This is a genomic window from Erwinia sp. AK-PDG3-5 (assembly GCF_056821705.1).
The window spans coordinates 494,952-512,638 of record NZ_CM165967.1; the positions used below are offsets into that span (position 1 = coordinate 494,952).

Below are 17,687 nucleotides of genomic sequence, written 5' to 3' on the forward strand. Positions count from 1 at the left end.
TAAGATGCACACCTTTGCCGTTTTCGGAAATCCGATCAATCACAGCAAATCACCGCGTATTCACCAGCTTTTTGCTGAGCAGACCGGCATCCCTCATGCTTATGGTCGCATCTGTGCGCCTGTTGATGAGTTCATTGCTTCCTTATCAGAGTTTATGGCGCAGGGTGGCAAAGGAGCCAACGTTACCTTGCCATTCAAGGAGCAGGCATACGAGCGAGCCGATGAGTTGACCGAACGTGCTTCTCTGGCCGGTGCCGTCAACACGGTGAAAAAACTGGAGGATGGCCGTCTGTTAGGTGACAACACCGACGGCATTGGTTTGCTGACGGATCTGGAACGACTGAATCTGATCAAACCGGGCGATCGTATTCTCCTGGTCGGGGCTGGAGGTGCCGCTCGTGGCGTGATCCTTCCTTTATTGTCGTTTGGCTGTTCACTGACCATCACCAACCGCACGGTATCTAAAGCGCAGATCCTCGCCGAAGTATTCCAACACGCTGGTGGTATTCAGGCGAAAGCGATGGATCAACTTGATGGCGAACACTTTGATTTGATCATCAATGCCACATCCAGCGGGATTGGTGGGGATATTCCGGCATTGCCATCATCACTGATCACTGAAAAAACCCGTTGTTACGACATGTTCTACCTGGCTACGGCGACACCTTTTCTGAACTGGTGCCAGCAGCATGGAGCTGTGGCTATGGCAGATGGTCTGGGAATGCTGGTGGGGCAAGCGGCTCACTCATTCTTTTTATGGCACGGCAAGCTACCCGATATTGCTCCGGTCATTGCGGTATTAAAGGCAGAACTCAGCGCGTGAATCAGGCTATCCAGTTTCCCGACAGGGAATGGTGGGATGAGACAGAAAAGGCGGTTTGTTTTCCAGCCCTGGTGAATGGCTTCCTGCTTACCTGTGCGATCAGCGGCGAAACGATGGTTCGCCGCTACGGTAATGAGCTGGCAATAGTGCCATGTTTCCTTGCCCATCGTTGGGATCTGGAAGATGAAGCGGAAGCCTCTATTAAAGACGCCCAAGCAAACGATCAGGGTTGGGTCTGGCTTTCCTGAGCAAGGTAGTCATCTTTCCAGCCGACATAATTATTCGATGAATAGAGAAGGCCCGCCACCTCAGCTTCTGTCAGTTTGCGAGCTTGCTTTACCGGACTTCCTAAATAAAGGTAGCCACTCACCAGACGTTTACCCGGAGGGACCAGGCTTCCGGCCCCAATCATCACATCGTCTTCTACTATTACCCCATCCAGCAGAATAGATCCCATTCCTACCAATACCCGATTGCCAATGGTGCAGCCATGCAACATGGCTTTATGGCCAACAGTGACATCTTCCCCGACGATCAGCGGATTGCCTTCAGGGTTATAAGAAGACTTATGGGTAACGTGCAAAATACTGCCGTCCTGAATATTGCTGCGTTTGCCGATCACGACACGGTTCACATCCCCGCGGATGGCTACCAGTGGCCAGATACTGACATCGTCCTGCAAGTCCACTTCGCCTACCACCACGCTTGAAGCATCGACCATTACGCGCTGGCCGAGCTGCGGGCGGGTGCTTTTAAACGATCTTAGGTTCCCTGACATAACTACCTCTCTGCAATAGGATCCCTGAAGGGTAGTGCGGCAGGGGTTTACCGATCAATAACTGCCGATGATTTTGCGGTAATTTTGTGCGGATCGTCTGAGATCTCAGCGGAAAGCGTGAAAATCCAGCAACCAAATAGAAAGATCGAAAAAAGCCTTGTGCTCTGAAATGGGATCCCTATAATGCGCATCCACTGACACGGAACAACGACTTCACGGTCACCGGGTCAGAGGTTCAGGAAGCTGAATCGCCAGAGAAAAACTTCCCAAAAAGAAGTTGACTCTGAAGGAGGAAAGCGTAATATACGCCACCTCGCAGTAAGGCGCCAAGGCCCTTACCGCAACGCTCTTTAACAATTTATCAGACAATCTGTGTGGGCACTCGCAGGATTGATATCAGCGTCGCAAGGCGCAAAAAATATCAAGCCTTAAGAGTGAACACATAATGAAATTCATTATGACGTTTTACACTTGAGCATCGCTGAACTTGTTTCAGCAAATCGAACTTTTAATTGAAGAGTTTGATCATGGCTCAGATTGAACGCTGGCGGCAGGCCTAACACATGCAAGTCGAACGGTAGCACAGAGAGCTTGCTCTCGGGTGACGAGTGGCGGACGGGTGAGTAATGTCTGGGAAACTGCCTGATGGAGGGGGATAACTACTGGAAACGGTAGCTAATACCGCATAACGTCTTCGGACCAAAGTGGGGGACCTTCGGGCCTCACACCATCGGATGTGCCCAGATGGGATTAGCTAGTAGGTGGGGTAATGGCTCACCTAGGCGACGATCCCTAGCTGGTCTGAGAGGATGACCAGCCACACTGGAACTGAGACACGGTCCAGACTCCTACGGGAGGCAGCAGTGGGGAATATTGCACAATGGGCGCAAGCCTGATGCAGCCATGCCGCGTGTATGAAGAAGGCCTTCGGGTTGTAAAGTACTTTCAGCGGGGAGGAAGGCGACAGGGTTAATAACCCTGTCGATTGACGTTACCCGCAGAAGAAGCACCGGCTAACTCCGTGCCAGCAGCCGCGGTAATACGGAGGGTGCAAGCGTTAATCGGAATTACTGGGCGTAAAGCGCACGCAGGCGGTCTGTCAAGTCAGATGTGAAATCCCCGGGCTTAACCTGGGAACTGCATTTGAAACTGGCAGGCTAGAGTCTTGTAGAGGGGGGTAGAATTCCAGGTGTAGCGGTGAAATGCGTAGAGATCTGGAGGAATACCGGTGGCGAAGGCGGCCCCCTGGACAAAGACTGACGCTCAGGTGCGAAAGCGTGGGGAGCAAACAGGATTAGATACCCTGGTAGTCCACGCCGTAAACGATGTCGACTTGGAGGTTGTGCCCTTGAGGCGTGGCTTCCGGAGCTAACGCGTTAAGTCGACCGCCTGGGGAGTACGGCCGCAAGGTTAAAACTCAAATGAATTGACGGGGGCCCGCACAAGCGGTGGAGCATGTGGTTTAATTCGATGCAACGCGAAGAACCTTACCTGGCCTTGACATCCACGGAATTCGGCAGAGATGCCTTAGTGCCTTCGGGAACCGTGAGACAGGTGCTGCATGGCTGTCGTCAGCTCGTGTTGTGAAATGTTGGGTTAAGTCCCGCAACGAGCGCAACCCTTATCCTTTGTTGCCAGCGAGTAATGTCGGGAACTCAAAGGAGACTGCCGGTGACAAACCGGAGGAAGGTGGGGATGACGTCAAGTCATCATGGCCCTTACGGCCAGGGCTACACACGTGCTACAATGGCGCATACAAAGAGAAGCGAACTCGCGAGAGCAAGCGGACCTCACAAAGTGCGTCGTAGTCCGGATCGGAGTCTGCAACTCGACTCCGTGAAGTCGGAATCGCTAGTAATCGTAGATCAGAATGCTACGGTGAATACGTTCCCGGGCCTTGTACACACCGCCCGTCACACCATGGGAGTGGGTTGCAAAAGAAGTAGGTAGCTTAACCTTCGGGAGGGCGCTTACCACTTTGTGATTCATGACTGGGGTGAAGTCGTAACAAGGTAACCGTAGGGGAACCTGCGGTTGGATCACCTCCTTACCTGAAGATACCTTCCCGCGTAGTGTCCACAACAGATTGTCTGATAGAAAAGTAACGAGCAGAAAAAACCTCTACAGGCTTGTAGCTCAGGTGGTTAGAGCGCACCCCTGATAAGGGTGAGGTCGGTGGTTCAAGTCCACTCAGGCCTACCAAATTTTCACTCATGCTGCGTTATGCGCGCGGTCGTTTACCTTAAGTAAACTTCCCTTCCGCATGCCTTGCCTGAGTAAAAATTACATTTCTCCCAAAGAGTAGTGTCCTCAACGTCCTCTTCGAAAGAAAAGAACGTAAGTGGTAGTAGATGGTCTCTGCAGTAACTGTATGGGGCTATAGCTCAGCTGGGAGAGCGCCTGCCTTGCACGCAGGAGGTCAGCGGTTCGATCCCGCTTAGCTCCACCATGCAGTTTTCTGACAATACTTCAGAGCGTACCGGCAACGGTGTGCTGCGAAGTATTATGCTCTTTAACAATCCGGAACAAGCTGAAAATTGAAACGACATGTCGTTTTCATTCTCCGTAATAAGAATGAAATCAACGATATGTTCGAGTCTCTCAAATGCTTACAACAGCAGTGTCTTTCGGGACGCTTGTGGGTTGTGAGGTTAAGTGACTAAGCGTACACGGTGGATGCCTAGGCAGTCAGAGGCGATGAAGGGCGTGCTAATCTGCGATAAGCGTCGGTAAGGTGATATGAACCGCAATAACCGACGATACCCGAATGGGGAAACCCGGTGCACTTTGGTGCATCATTGCAACATGAATACATAGTGTTGCAAGGCGAACCTGGGGAACTGAAACATCTAAGTACCCAGAGGAAAAGAAATCAACCGAGATTCCCCCAGTAGCGGCGAGCGAACGGGGAACAGCCCAGAACCTGAATCAGCTTGTGCATTAGTGGAAGCGTCTGGAAAGTCGCAGGGTACAGGGTGATACTCCCGTACACAAAAATGCACTTGCTGTGAGTTCGATGAGTAGGGCGGGACACGTGACATCCTGTCTGAATATGGGGGGACCATCCTCCAAGGCTAAATACTCCTGACTGACCGATAGTGAACCAGTACCGTGAGGGAAAGGCGAAAAGAACCCCGGCGAGGGGAGTGAAACAGAACCTGAAACCGTGTACGTACAAGCAGTGGGAGCACCTTCGTGGTGTGACTGCGTACCTTTTGTATAATGGGTCAGCGACTTATATTCTGTAGCAAGGTTAACCGTATAGGGGAGCCGAAGGGAAACCGAGTCTTAACTGGGCGTTAAGTTGCAGGGTATAGACCCGAAACCCGGTGATCTAGCCATGGGCAGGTTGAAGGTTGGGTAACACTAACTGGAGGACCGAACCGACTAATGTTGAAAAATTAGCGGATGACTTGTGGCTGGGGGTGAAAGGCCAATCAAACCGGGAGATAGCTGGTTCTCCCCGAAAGCTATTTAGGTAGCGCCTCGTGAACTCATCTTCGGGGGTAGAGCACTGTTTCGGCTAGGGGGCCATCCCGGCTTACCAACCCGATGCAAACTGCGAATACCGAAGAATGTTATCACGGGAGACACACGGCGGGTGCTAACGTCCGTCGTGAAGAGGGAAACAACCCAGACCGCCAGCTAAGGTCCCAAAGTCATGGTTAAGTGGGAAACGATGTGGGAAGGCACAGACAGCCAGGATGTTGGCTTAGAAGCAGCCATCATTTAAAGAAAGCGTAATAGCTCACTGGTCGAGTCGGCCTGCGCGGAAGATGTAACGGGGCTAAACCATGCACCGAAGCTGCGGCAGCGACGCTTAGGCGTTGTTGGGTAGGGGAGCGTTCTGTAAGCCGTCGAAGGTGGCCTGTGAGGGCTGCTGGAGGTATCAGAAGTGCGAATGCTGACATAAGTAACGATAAAGCGGGTGAAAAGCCCGCTCGCCGGAAGACCAAGGGTTCCTGTCCAACGTTAATCGGGGCAGGGTGAGTCGACCCCTAAGGCGAGGCCGAAAGGCGTAGTCGATGGGAAACAGGTTAATATTCCTGTACTCGGTGTTACTGCGAAGGGGGGACGGAGAAGGCTATGTTAGCCGGGCGACGGTTGTCCCGGTTTAAGCATGTAGGCGGAGAGTTTAGGTAAATCCGGACTCTTATTAACGCTGAGGTGTGATGACGAGGCACTACGGTGCTGAAGTAACAAATGCCCTGCTTCCAGGAAAAGCCTCTAAGCATCAGGTAACACGGAATCGTACCCCAAACCGACACAGGTGGTCAGGTAGAGAATACCAAGGCGCTTGAGAGAACTCGGGTGAAGGAACTAGGCAAAATGGTGCCGTAACTTCGGGAGAAGGCACGCTGGCGCGTAGGTGAAGGGACTTGCTCCCGGAGCTGAAGCCAGTCGAAGATACCAGCTGGCTGCAACTGTTTATTAAAAACACAGCACTGTGCAAACACGAAAGTGGACGTATACGGTGTGACGCCTGCCCGGTGCCGGAAGGTTAATTGATGGGGTTATCCGCAAGGAGAAGCTCTTGATCGAAGCCCCGGTAAACGGCGGCCGTAACTATAACGGTCCTAAGGTAGCGAAATTCCTTGTCGGGTAAGTTCCGACCTGCACGAATGGCGTAATGATGGCCAGGCTGTCTCCACCCGAGACTCAGTGAAATTGAACTCGCTGTGAAGATGCAGTGTACCCGCGGCAAGACGGAAAGACCCCGTGAACCTTTACTATAGCTTGACACTGAATATTGAACCTTGATGTGTAGGATAGGTGGGAGGCTTTGAAGCGTGGACGCCAGTCTGCGTGGAGCCAACCTTGAAATACCACCCTTTAACGTTTGATGTTCTAACCTGGCGCCGTGATCCGGCGTGGGGACAGTGTCTGGTGGGTAGTTTGACTGGGGCGGTCTCCTCCTAAAGAGTAACGGAGGAGCACGAAGGTTAGCTAATCACGGTCGGACATCGTGAGGTTAGTGCAATGGCATAAGCTAGCTTGACTGCGAGAGTGACGGCTCGAGCAGGTGCGAAAGCAGGTCATAGTGATCCGGTGGTTCTGAATGGAAGGGCCATCGCTCAACGGATAAAAGGTACTCCGGGGATAACAGGCTGATACCGCCCAAGAGTTCATATCGACGGCGGTGTTTGGCACCTCGATGTCGGCTCATCACATCCTGGGGCTGAAGTAGGTCCCAAGGGTACGGCTGTTCGCCGTTTAAAGTGGTACGCGAGCTGGGTTTAGAACGTCGTGAGACAGTTCGGTCCCTATCTGCCGTGGGCGCTGGAAGATTGAGAGGGGTTGCTCCTAGTACGAGAGGACCGGAGTGAACGCACCACTGGTGTTCGGGTTGTCATGCCAATGGCATTGCCCGGTAGCTAAGTGCGGAAAAGATAAGCGCTGAAAGCATCTAAGCGCGAAACTTGCCTCGAGATGAATCTTCCCTGGGCCTTTAAGGCCCCTGAAGGGACGTTGAAGACTACGACGTTGATAGGCCGGGTGTGTAAGCGCAGCGATGCGTTGAGCTAACCGGTACTAATGACCCGTGAGGCTTAACCTTACAACACCAGAAGCGTTCTGGTGGTGTCTGAGAGACACAAACAGATATTTTCAGCTTGAACCGGATAAAGAATTATCTGTTCTGCGGACCCCGGTCCGTGGGATTTTGCTTTGTGGCAAGGCGGCAAGCGCCGTGAAGGAAGGAGCATACTGAGGTATGTGACTGAGTTTACAAGCGCGGCCAACGCGGCCACGGAGCGAAATACACAGGACAGAGCACAGAATTTGCCTGGCGGCTTTAGCGCGGTGGTCCCACCTGACCCCATGCCGAACTCAGAAGTGAAACGCCGTAGCGCCGATGGTAGTGTGGGGTCTCCCCATGCGAGAGTAGGGAACTGCCAGGCATCAAACAAGCAAACAAGCCTCATGCGAAAGCATGGGGCTTTTTTGTATGCGTAATAAGGCAAAACCCGCCTGATAACGGCCGAAACCCGCCACTAAAATCCCAAACCACCCCAAACCATCCCAAACCACCCCAAAACCAGACAAAAAAGACGTCGTGCTGGCGCACGACGCCATATTTAATCCAGTTATCACTGATCCGGAATCTTCCCGCACCCTTAATGCTAATCACCTACCAGATACGCCGGACCCTCCCTGCGGCCATAAAAAAGCCCTGCCTGTCGGCAGGGCGTATATTACGGTAGGCAACTTAACAGTGCTTAACTCAATGAATAACCTGAGAAAGAAACGCGCGGGTACGTTCTGACTTCGGATTGGAGAAGAATTCCTGCGGTGGCGCTTGCTCAACGATCTCACCACGATCCATAAAGATCACTCTGTCAGCCACAGTTCGGGCAAAGCCCATCTCGTGCGTGACACACAACATTGTCATACCATCTTCAGCCAGTCCAATCATGGTATCCAGGACCTCTTTCACCATCTCTGGATCCAGTGCCGATGTCGGTTCATCAAACAGCATGATTTTGGGTTTCATACACAGCGAACGTGCAATCGCTACACGCTGCTGCTGTCCACCAGATAGCTGTCCAGGAAACTTATGAGCGTGCTCGGAAATGCGAACACGTTCCAGATAGTGCATGGCCAGTGCTTCAGCTTCTTTCTTCGGCGTTTTACGCACCCAAATTGGCGCCAGCGTGCAGTTCTGCAACACGGTCAGATGCGGGAACAGATTAAAGTGTTGGAACACCATCCCGACTTCTGTCCGCACACGTTCAATATTACGAAGATCGTCATTGAGATGAATACCATCAACCACAATGCGGCCCTGCTGATGCTCTTCCAGATGATTAATACAACGAATGGTCGTCGATTTACCGGAACCAGAAGGACCACAAAGCACAATGCGCTCGCGTGGCTTAACGTGGAGGTTGATATCTTTCAATACGTGAAACTGGCCGTACCATTTGTTCACGTTTTCGAGCGTAATCATCATCGCGTCGTCGGATTGTTTCATAGGTTGGGTCATTTTAAGCCTCAATGCGGTGTACGCCCGGTGTGAAAACGCTTCTCCAGATACTGGCTATAGCGCGACATGCTAAAACAGAAAATCCAGTAGACCAGTGCAGCAAAGACATAGCCTTCAGTCGACATCCCCAACCACGCGGGGTCGACAGTCGCTTGCTGTACGCTACTGAACAGGTCAAACAGACCGATGATAATCACCAGGCTGGTATCTTTGAACAGGGCAATGATGGTGTTCACCAGACCCGGGATCACCAGTTTTAACGCCTGCGGCAGGATCACCAGGCCCTGTGTCTTCCAGTAGCCCAGCGCCAGTGACTCTGCGGCTTCAGTCTGGCCTTTTGGTAGCGCCTGTAATCCACCACGAACCACTTCTGCAACATACGCTGACTGGAACAGGATCACGCCAACCAGCGCGCGGATCAGCTTATCAATGCTGTTGCCCTCTGACATAAACAGCGGCAGCATCACCGAAGACATAAACAGCACGGTGATCAGCGGCACGCCGCGCCAGAATTCGATAAAAATGACTGAAAGGGCACGCACCACCGGCATCGAGGAACGTCTTGCCAGAGCCAGTAAAATCCCCAACGGCAGGGCACCGGCGATGCCGATGGAGGCAATAATCAGCGTCAGCGTTAATCCGCCCCACTGACGCGTCTCTACCCGCTCAAGTCCCAAGAAACCGCCATACAGCAGCACCCAGACAGCAATCGGATAAACCACCGCCCAAACGGCGATGTACAGGCCACGGCGCGGCATGCTTTTGAGGAACATCGGCAGAATTGAAAGCAGGCCAATCACCAGCGCCAGGTTGATACGCCAGCGCAGTTCATGCGGATATAACCCATACATAAACTGGCCAAAGCGGGCATGGATAAACACCCAGCAAGCGCCATCCTTTGTACAATCTGCGCGGGTGGTACCAATCCAGTTGGCCTGGAAGACCAGCCAGTTAAGCGCCGGCGGGATCACCGTCCAGATAACCCAAATGCAAAACAGGGTCAGCAGAGAGTTCCCCCAGCTGGAGAACAGATTTTTTCTTGCCCAGCTGACGGTGCGGGAAAAAGCATTCGTCGGGACGGGCGGAGTTTCGTGAGTAGCTAAAGTCATATTGATCCCGTTCTCTTAACGCTCAATCAGGCGGATTTTGCGGTTATAGATGTTCATTAACAGCGAAATCAGCAGGCTAATGACCAGGTAGACACCCATGGTGATGGCTATCGTCTCGATAGCCTGGCCAGTCTGATTCAACACCGTTCCTGCAAACAACGAAACCATATCGGGATAGCCAATCGCTGCAGCGAGCGAGGAGTTTTTCACGATATTCAGATACTGGCTGGTCAATGGCGGGATTATCACGCGCATGGCCTGAGGAATGATGACCTGGCGCAGCGTTACCGGATTCGGTATCCCCAGCGAACGTGCCGCTTCGTGCTGACCATGCGGTACGGACTGGATGCCGGAGCGGATAACTTCAGCGATAAAGGTTGAGGTATAGATCGACAGGGCAAGCGTTAAGGCTGCCAGCTCAGGGATCAGGGCAAACCCACCACGGAAGTTAAAGCCGCGAAGTTGAGGAATGTCCCAGTGCATAGCGGCACCAAATGTCAGATGCGCAATAACCGGGAAGATAATCACCATCGCCACGCTGGGAGGCCAGGTACGGCGGAGCTGCCCGGTTTTCAACTGATAGGTGCGGTTGTACCGGAACAGAGCAACAGTGCCTGCTACCGCCAGTAACAGCGCAATAACAAACGGCCAGGTACCCACCGCGTACTGTGGCCATGGAATATAGAGACCCCGATTACTGACAAAGGCTAAATCAAACGCACTGGCTGCCTGACGCGGTCCCGGAAGGTTGCGCAAGACGGCAAAGTACCAAAAGAAGATCTGCAACAATGGCGGGATATTACGGAAGGTCTCGATGTAGATCGTCGAGATTTTTCGCAGCAGCCAGTTGTCGGATAAGCGTGAAAGGCCAATAAAGAAGCCGAGGAGCGAGGCAAACACAATACAAAGAGCGGAGACCAGCAAGGTGTTGGTTAAGCCAACGAGAAACACACGGGCATAGGTATCACCTTCGCTGTAATCGATCAGGTGTTGAACGATACCAAAGCCAGCGCTACGTTCCAGGAAACCAAAACCGGAGGTAATGCCGCGGCTTGCGAGGTTAATGACGGTATTGTGAACCAGATACCCCGCCACACCCAGAACAACGACAATCGCAATGATCTGGTACAACCAGGCGCGCACCGCAGGATTACTGAATGAAAAATCCCTTTTTACGGTTGGGCGTTGAGACATGTTGAAACCTCAGTGACGAAAATTCTGACTAAGGCACCGGCAAGCCGGTGCCCTGTAAACGGTGGGAATTAACGTACTGGTGGTGCGTACTGGATGCCGCCTTTGTTCCAGAGGGCGTTCTGGCCACGGGCAATTTTCAACTGGCTGTCTTTACCGACGTTACGGTCAAAGACTTCCTGATAGTTACCAACCTGCTTAACGATGTTGTAAGCCCATTTGTTATCAAGCTTCAGATCTTTACCGAAATCACCTTCTGAGCCCAGCAGGTGAGCCATATCTGGATTAGAAGGTTTAGCAGCCAGCTGATCAACGTTTGCAGAGGTTATGCCCATCTCTTCGGCATTCAGCATGGCGTACAGAGACCATTTCACGATGGTGAACCAGTCATCATCGCCACGACGAACAACCGGTCCCAGCGGTTCTTTAGAGATCACTTCTGGCAGCACGATAAATTCGTTTGGTTTGCCGAGCTTGATACGCAGTGCATACAGCTGAGACTGGTCGGATGCCAGCGTATCGCAACGACCGGTATCCAGCGCTTTCGCTGATTCGTCAGAACGGTCGAAGGTCACCGGAGTGTACTGCATGTTGTTGGCTTTAAAGTAGTCAGCCACGTTCAGTTCGGTATCTGTACCGGCCTGAATACAAACGGTTGCGCCATCAAGCTCTTTCGCGCTCTTCAGCCCGGCTTTCTGGTGGGTCAGGAAGCCGATGCCGTCATAATAGTTTACGCCAGCGAAAATGAAGCCCATGCCGCCATCGCGCGCAGAGGTCCAGGTTGTGTTACGAGACAGGATGTCTACTTCACCTGACTGCAGAGCAGTGAAACGTTCTTTTGCGGTGAGTGGGGTGTATTTCACTTTGGTTGCATCGCCAAATACGGCGGCGGCAGCTGCACGGCATACGTCCACATCGATACCGCTAAATTTGCCGCTGGCGTCTGCAAACGAGAAGCCTGGCAGACCATCACTGATACCGCATTGAATGAAACCTTTCTTCTTAATGGCATCCAGGGTGGTGCCAGCGTGAGCCTGATTCGCAACTGCAAACAGCGCTGCAGCGGCAACCAAAGTGGAGAGCATCATTTTTTTCATAAAGCATCCTGTGTGGCGAAATCATTATTATGTTTAACGCACGCTGTGGTGCACTTTTCCTGTCTGTGGCCGAAGCCATCCACGACACTGCAAAGGTAATGCCAAAATTGCAGAGCCCTGAATTTGTTGGAAAGGTTTGCTAATAATTAGAAGCATCCAGAAAGTTTGCTTAATATCGCGCACTACAGGTGGGCAAAAACAGGTGGATTGGTCACAAATGGTGCATCGCGTTTCACTATATGGAAGCAATGTGAGCAAAAGCGTATTTTATGTTGCAGGATTGTAATGAATTCGGCGAGGCCAGCTCACATTCTGTGAGCTGGCTCTGAAAAGAAGGAAGAAAGAGATTTAATAAAGGGAGCTGGCACCCTCAGGACGGGTTTTGAAGCGGCGATGGAGCCACAGATACTGATAGGGCGCACGCATGATTTCGTGTTCAATCACCTGATTCATATACGCCGCGGCCTGCTGCTCATCCGCGACGGGGTAATCTTTCAGCTCAGGCTGGATCACCAGATTATAGCCGCTGCCATCATCATTACGGATCAGGACAACGGTGAGCATAGCTGGTTTGGCCATGCGGGCAATCATCCAGGTACCGCTGGTCGTCGCGGCCTGAGGAACGGCGAACAGCGGCGCAAATACGCTGCCTTTAGGGCCATAATCCTGATCGGGAGCAAACCATACGGCTTCGCCCTGTTTCAAGGCATTCACCATGCCACGCAGGTCGCGACGGTTGATCATCGCTTTGTTAGAGCGCATGCGACCTTTAGTCTGAACCCATTCCATCAGTTTATTGTTGTGCGGGCGGTACATGGCCATCATTGGCTGACACAGGCCCATCGTACGGCCTCCCAGCTCAAGAGACATAAAGTGAACGCCAATGATCAGCGCACCTCGTCCGCCTTCCTGCGCAGCCTTCAAGTTATCCAGGCCCTCAACGGTAAACCAACGCTTCACCCGGCGATCCGACCAGAACCAGGCCATCCCGGTTTCCAGTAATCCCATACCCAGTGATTCAAAATTCTTTACGATATGCTGTTCAAGCTTATCGGCAGGCATCTCAGGGAAACACAGTTCCAGATTGCGGCGGGTAATGCGGATCCGGCGCTTAAGGAACCACATCGAGGTCCGGCCCATCCAGGTGCCCAGTTTTTCCAGCAGAGGAAAAGGGAGCTGAACCAGCAAAAACAGAATTCCCAGTCCGATCCAGGTTATCCAGTAACGTGGGTGCAGTAAGCGGCGGGTGAAACGGGGGGAAGACTTCATAATTCTCTCTTTAAGCGTGCATAGGGTATGTAGCGCATAGAGACGCAAATCATCAGCGATACAAAAACTTCGACAACATCACGGACAGGAAGTTGAGCCAGAAAGGTGTACTTTACACGATCCGGATAATTCTGGGCTTGAAAAAAGGCAATAAAAAAGGCGCTAACGAATGGTAGCGCCTCCAACACAATGAACCGAAACTTAGTTCATGCCGTATTTTTTCAGTTTCTTACGCAGCGTACCACGGTTGATGCCCATCATCAGGGCCGCACGGGTCTGGTTGCCACGGGTGTATTGCATCACCATGTCCAACAATGGCTGTTCTACTTCAGCCAAAACCAGCTCATACAGGTCATTCACATCCTGACCATTCAGTTGAGCAAAATAGTTCTTCAGTGCCTGTTTGACCGAATCACGCAGTGGCTTTTGAGTCACCTGATCCTGTGAGTTTACGGTAGATACGGTCAGTACGTCAGAATTTACGCGTTGTTCGAACATAGTTCTGTCAGCTCTTTATTTCTATTAGGCAAGATTTTCGAAGTATGCTTCCAACGCCTCCAGCTGTTCGCTGGCATCCTCTATGGCGTTGAATGTGCGCCGAAACTGGTCGTTTGGGGCATGCTCCTGGAGATACCAGGAGACGTGCTTCCGGGCAATACGGTATCCCTTGCGGTGACCATAAAAGTCGTGCAGTTCCCGTAGGTGCCCGATGAGCAAGCGCTTTACTTCAGCTAGTGGCATCGGTGCCAGCAGCTCCCCAGTGTCCAGATAATGCTGGATTTCCCGGAAGATCCAAGGTCTTCCCTGAGCCGCACGTCCTATCATCAGGGCATCAGCCCCCGTATAGTCGAGCACGGCTCTGGCTTTATGCGGGTCAGTGATGTCGCCATTCGCGATAACGGGAATGGAGACATTCTGCTTAACTGTCCGAATGCTGTCATATTCAGCTTCGCCGTTGAACAAACACGCGCGAGTGCGTCCGTGAATGGTCAGGGCCTGAATACCGCAGCGTTCAGCCAATTGGGCAATTTCAACACAATTACGGTTGTCTGGATCCCAGCCAGTGCGAATCTTCAGCGTAACGGGAACGTCCACTGCATCAACCACCGCCAGCAGGATAGACTTCACCAGCTCAGGGTGTTGCAGCAGGGCAGAGCCCGCCAGTTTGCGATTCACTTTTTTGGCTGGACATCCCATGTTGATGTCAATCACCTGCGCGCCAGATAAAGCGTTGATACGCGCTGCTTCAGCCATCTCATGAGGGTCACAACCTGCAATTTGCACGGTACGAATACCGGGCTCATCACTGTGAACCATGCGCAACCGGGATTTGTCCGTCGCCCAGACTTCAGGGTTAGAGGACATCATCTCGGAAACGGTCATACCAGCGCCCATTGCATAACAAAGGGTCCGGAATGGTCTGTCGGTTATCCCGGCCATTGGCGCGGCAATCAGACGATTACGAAGCTGGTGGTTTCCAATGCGCATGAAATAAAAGTGACCATAGTGTGTCCGCAAGGCGGCGTATATTACGCATTTTCTGTCGAAGATGAAAGGCCAAACTTTGAACAATCCACCGGCTTACGGGGTGCTGGTAGAGTTATCCATCAGGGGTAAATTATTTAAGTGATTAAATTCAATAACTTAATAAAAAGAGATTAAATTACGAACAAATATTTTTCTTTTTTTATAGGCTAAACAGCCAGATAAAAGGCATCACATGCCCCGGATAACGAGACATGTGACGGATGAAATCATCAAAACCAGACGATCTCACCTTTTGTTAACATCTCAGGCTTTGATGCCCGTAATCCGGCACCACTCTTCTTTTTCAGCGACCGGGTCAAGGGTGAACAACTCCTGATAGGCTTCACAAACACTTTCAGCCTGGCTTGCCAGTACGCCTGACAGACCCAGAGAGCCGCCCTTCACCGGCAGGACGCTAATCAGCGGTGCCAGCTCGCGTAATGGGCCTGCAAGGATGTTAGCCACCACCACATCGGCACTCAGATTATCTGGCTGCTCATGCGGCAGATACAGTGAGAGGCGATCAGAGACGCCATTACGTTCAGCGTTGTCACGGCTAGCCTGGATCGCCTGAGGATCGATATCGATCCCTATCGCGCTGGCGGCACCCAGCTTCAGTGCGGCGATCGCCAGAATGCCGGAACCGCAGCCAAAGTCGATCACCGTTTTGCCTTGCAGATCCAGACCATCAAGCCAGGTCAGGCACATTGAAGTGGTAGGATGCGTACCCGTACCGAAAGCCAGACCAGGATCCAGCATCACGTTTACCGCCCCCGGGTCCGGCACGTCGCGCCAGCTTGGGCAGATCCACAGACGCTGACCAAAACGCATCGGATGGAAGTTGACCATCCACTCACGTTCCCAGTCTTTATCTTCGATCTGTTCAATTTTGTGGGCGAAGCCGCTGCCCAGCAGAGGACAGGCTTCTAAGCCAATCACCACCAGATCCATATCGGTTTCAGCATCAAATAAGCCGATCGCATCGGTATCGCCCCACAGCAGCGTTTCGCCGGGTAAGGGCTCGAACACCGGGTTGTCATGCGTGTCCTGAAACGTGACCGAGACAGCCCCGTTCTCGATCAGCGCATCGCCCAGCTCTTCAGCCTGAGCGCCGGTGGTATTAATTTTCATCTGTATCCAGGGCATGGCAATTCTCTTTATTCAAACAGGGGTGGAAGCCTGCGCTGACGGGGCAGCGGCATGGCCAAAACGGTTTCCAACGACAAAGGCAATCAGGCTCAGGATAAGTGAGGGCACGATCGGGTGGAATCCCCATGGCTGCAGCGAAAAACTGGCCAGCAGCGTATAACAACCCGCACCGATAATCATGCTACTGAGCGCGCCAGTGGCATTGGCTTTTTCCCAGTATAACCCGAGGACCAGCGGCCAGAGGAAGACCGCTTCAAGCCCACCAAAGGCCAGCAGATTGAGCCAGATGATCATTTCAGGTGGATTCCACGCGGCCAGCAGCAGCAGCAGGCCAAGCAACAGCGTGATAACGCCTGACATCTTCTTCAGCAGCGGCTCATTGTCCATCTGCTGTGGGTAGAGGCGCAAATAGAGATCTTTGACGATCGTCGCCGATGATTGCAGCAGTTGCGCGTTGATGGTCGACATGATCGCCGCCATCGGTGCCGCCAGGAAGATCCCGGCAGCGACGGGCGGCAGAACGTGGATCATCAGCGTTGGGATCACCTGGTCCGGGATTGCCAGATCAGGCATCACCGCCCGTCCAAGCGCGCCCGCCAGATGCATGCCAAACATCAGAATCGTGACCACGATGGTACCAATAATGATCCCCCGGTGGACCGCCTTGCTGTCTTTATAGGAGATGCAGCGCACCGCGGTATGCGGCAGGCCGATCACGCCGAAACAGACCAGCACCGAAAATGACGCCAGGAAGGTCGGGCTGAGAATATGATCAACGCCACTGGCGGACACCAGCTGGGGATCAATATGCTGAAGCTTATCGACGGCACTGTGCATCCCGCCAGCGGCATGGATCACCGCAAACAGCAGCAGGAAGGTGCCTGCCAGCATCACCACACCTTGCATGGCATCATTCAGTACGCTGGCCCTGAAGCCGCCAAAAGCGGTGTACAGCGCGATGGTGCCACCAAAAATCAGCAACCCGGTATCGTAGGGAATGCCTGCGGCGGTTTCCAGCAACCGCGCACCACCGACAAATTGCACGGTCATGGCGCCAATAAAGGCGATCAGCAGGCTGAGGCTGGCGAACCACACCAGTAACGGACTGCGATAACGGGCATAAAGCATATCGTTGAGGGTAACCGCGTTGTAACGTCGGGCGAGGATAGCGAATTTTTTCCCTAATACGCCCAGCGAAAGCCAGACGGCGGGGACCTGTACCATCGACAGCAGTACCCAACCCAGCCCATATTTATAGGCCGCACCGGGTCCGCCAATAAACGAACTGGCGCTGATGTATGTCGTCGCCATAGTCATGGCCAGCACAAAGCCGCCCATCGATCGGCTACCGAGGAAATATTCAGTCAGAAAGCTGCCTTCACGGCGCTTACGCATGGCATACACAGAAAGGCCGGCGACCAGCAGCAGATAGGCAATAAGCGGCAGGATGATTTGAAGTTTCACTTTTCATCTTCCAGAGGAATGTCACGAAATACCAGCCTGACCATCAGCCAGCACAGCAGGATAAATAGCGCAGGAACCAGCAGACAGGCCATTTCAAACCAGTGTGGTAGCCCGGTAATGCCTTGTTTATCATCCGGTAGCCAGGCCATCAGCGACCAGGCAATAAGATAGGCGACAGCCAGCCAGAATGACCAGCGAGCCTCGCGATGAGCCTGAACGAAGCGCTTGTCCATCTCTCTCCTCACCTTAAAAATGCAAAGAAAAAGGCCGGTCAGACCGGCCTTTTTTTCAAAAC

13 protein-coding genes, 2 tRNA genes and 3 rRNA genes are annotated in these 17,687 nt (G+C 52.6%); 7 read left to right on the top strand and 11 right to left on the bottom strand.

Translation table 11 applies throughout. The features are described 5' to 3' along the window. The first annotated feature begins 4 nt into the window (after nt 1–4). Both aroE and AC1UKS_RS02310 read left to right on the top strand, forming a co-directional pair. Entirely contained in the window at nt 5–823 is an 819-nt protein-coding gene (aroE, locus tag AC1UKS_RS02305) for a shikimate dehydrogenase (RefSeq protein WP_265908941.1), read from the top strand. Further along, nucleotides 820–1,071, top strand: a complete 252-nt coding sequence (locus tag AC1UKS_RS02310; protein ID WP_482435587.1) for a DUF1488 family protein — start codon at nt 820–822, stop codon at nt 1,069–1,071. The genes aroE and AC1UKS_RS02310 overlap by 4 nt, the downstream gene beginning before the upstream one ends. On the opposite strand, the gene AC1UKS_RS02315 is transcribed toward AC1UKS_RS02310, so the two are convergent. Further along, nucleotides 1,047–1,601 carry a gamma carbonic anhydrase family protein gene (locus tag AC1UKS_RS02315; RefSeq protein WP_482435589.1) on the bottom strand — a complete coding sequence of 185 codons (555 nt, stop codon included), beginning with the start codon at nt 1,599–1,601 and terminating at the stop codon, nt 1,047–1,049. The genes AC1UKS_RS02310 and AC1UKS_RS02315 overlap by 25 nt on opposite strands. Nucleotides 1,602–2,110: 509 nt before the next feature. Between AC1UKS_RS02315 and AC1UKS_RS02320 the strand changes: the two genes are divergently transcribed. From AC1UKS_RS02320 to rrf, 5 genes are all read left to right on the top strand, one after another. Continuing rightward, a 16S ribosomal RNA gene (locus tag AC1UKS_RS02320) occupies nt 2,111–3,651 on the top strand. Nucleotides 3,652–3,726: 75 nt separating this feature from the next. Further along, a tRNA-Ile gene (locus AC1UKS_RS02325) sits at nt 3,727–3,803 on the top strand. A gap of 171 nt (nt 3,804–3,974) precedes the next feature. Further along, a tRNA-Ala gene (locus tag AC1UKS_RS02330) sits at nt 3,975–4,050 on the top strand. A gap of 200 nt (nt 4,051–4,250) precedes the next feature. Continuing rightward, nucleotides 4,251–7,158 (top strand): 23S ribosomal RNA (locus tag AC1UKS_RS02335). A gap of 227 nt (nt 7,159–7,385) precedes the next feature. Then, a 5S ribosomal RNA gene (gene rrf, locus AC1UKS_RS02340) occupies nt 7,386–7,501 on the top strand. Together the 16S, 23S and 5S rRNA genes with 2 tRNA genes alongside form the textbook arrangement of a ribosomal RNA operon. A 323-nt stretch (nt 7,502–7,824) precedes the next feature. Here the strand turns inward: rrf and AC1UKS_RS02345 are convergent. The 10 genes from AC1UKS_RS02345 to AC1UKS_RS02390 form a co-directional block, all read right to left on the bottom strand. Beyond that, entirely contained in the window at nt 7,825–8,586 is a 762-nt protein-coding gene (locus AC1UKS_RS02345; RefSeq protein ID WP_041692138.1) for an amino acid ABC transporter ATP-binding protein, read from the bottom strand. 8 nt (nt 8,587–8,594) lie between these two features. Beyond that, entirely contained in the window at nt 8,595–9,695 is a 1,101-nt protein-coding gene (locus AC1UKS_RS02350; protein ID WP_265909782.1) for an amino acid ABC transporter permease, read from the bottom strand. 15 nt (nt 9,696–9,710) lie between these two features. Continuing rightward, entirely contained in the window at nt 9,711–10,889 is a 1,179-nt protein-coding gene (locus tag AC1UKS_RS02355; protein WP_482435591.1) for an amino acid ABC transporter permease, read from the bottom strand. 68 nt (nt 10,890–10,957) lie between these two features. Continuing rightward, nucleotides 10,958–11,983 (bottom strand): amino acid ABC transporter substrate-binding protein, encoded by a 1,026-nt coding sequence (locus tag AC1UKS_RS02360; protein WP_482435593.1) that lies wholly within the window; start codon nt 11,981–11,983, stop codon nt 10,958–10,960. Between the two features lie 348 nt (nt 11,984–12,331). Further along, the gene (lpxP, locus tag AC1UKS_RS02365; RefSeq protein WP_482435595.1) at nt 12,332–13,252 is read right to left on the bottom strand and encodes a kdo(2)-lipid IV(A) palmitoleoyltransferase; all 921 of its coding nucleotides are present in this window, start codon (nt 13,250–13,252) and stop codon (nt 12,332–12,334) included. 201 nt (nt 13,253–13,453) lie between these two features. Then, nucleotides 13,454–13,750: a DNA-binding transcriptional regulator Fis gene (fis, locus tag AC1UKS_RS02370; protein WP_000462905.1), complete on the bottom strand. Its 297-nt coding sequence runs from the start codon at nt 13,748–13,750 to the stop codon at nt 13,454–13,456. A gap of 24 nt (nt 13,751–13,774) precedes the next feature. Next, entirely contained in the window at nt 13,775–14,740 is a 966-nt protein-coding gene (gene dusB / locus AC1UKS_RS02375; protein ID WP_013204096.1) for a tRNA dihydrouridine synthase DusB, read from the bottom strand. Nucleotides 14,741–15,043: 303 nt separating this feature from the next. After that, on the bottom strand, nt 15,044–15,925 hold the full coding sequence (gene prmA / locus AC1UKS_RS02380) for a 50S ribosomal protein L11 methyltransferase (RefSeq protein ID WP_265909779.1): 882 nt from the start codon (nt 15,923–15,925) through the stop codon (nt 15,044–15,046). 15 nt (nt 15,926–15,940) lie between these two features. Next, nucleotides 15,941–17,392 carry a sodium/pantothenate symporter gene (gene panF, locus AC1UKS_RS02385; protein ID WP_482435597.1) on the bottom strand — a complete coding sequence of 484 codons (1,452 nt, stop codon included), beginning with the start codon at nt 17,390–17,392 and terminating at the stop codon, nt 15,941–15,943. Continuing rightward, nucleotides 17,389–17,625, bottom strand: a complete 237-nt coding sequence (locus tag AC1UKS_RS02390; protein WP_013204093.1) for a YhdT family protein — start codon at nt 17,623–17,625, stop codon at nt 17,389–17,391. The genes panF and AC1UKS_RS02390 overlap by 4 nt, the downstream gene beginning before the upstream one ends. Nucleotides 17,626–17,687 lie beyond the last annotated feature (62 nt).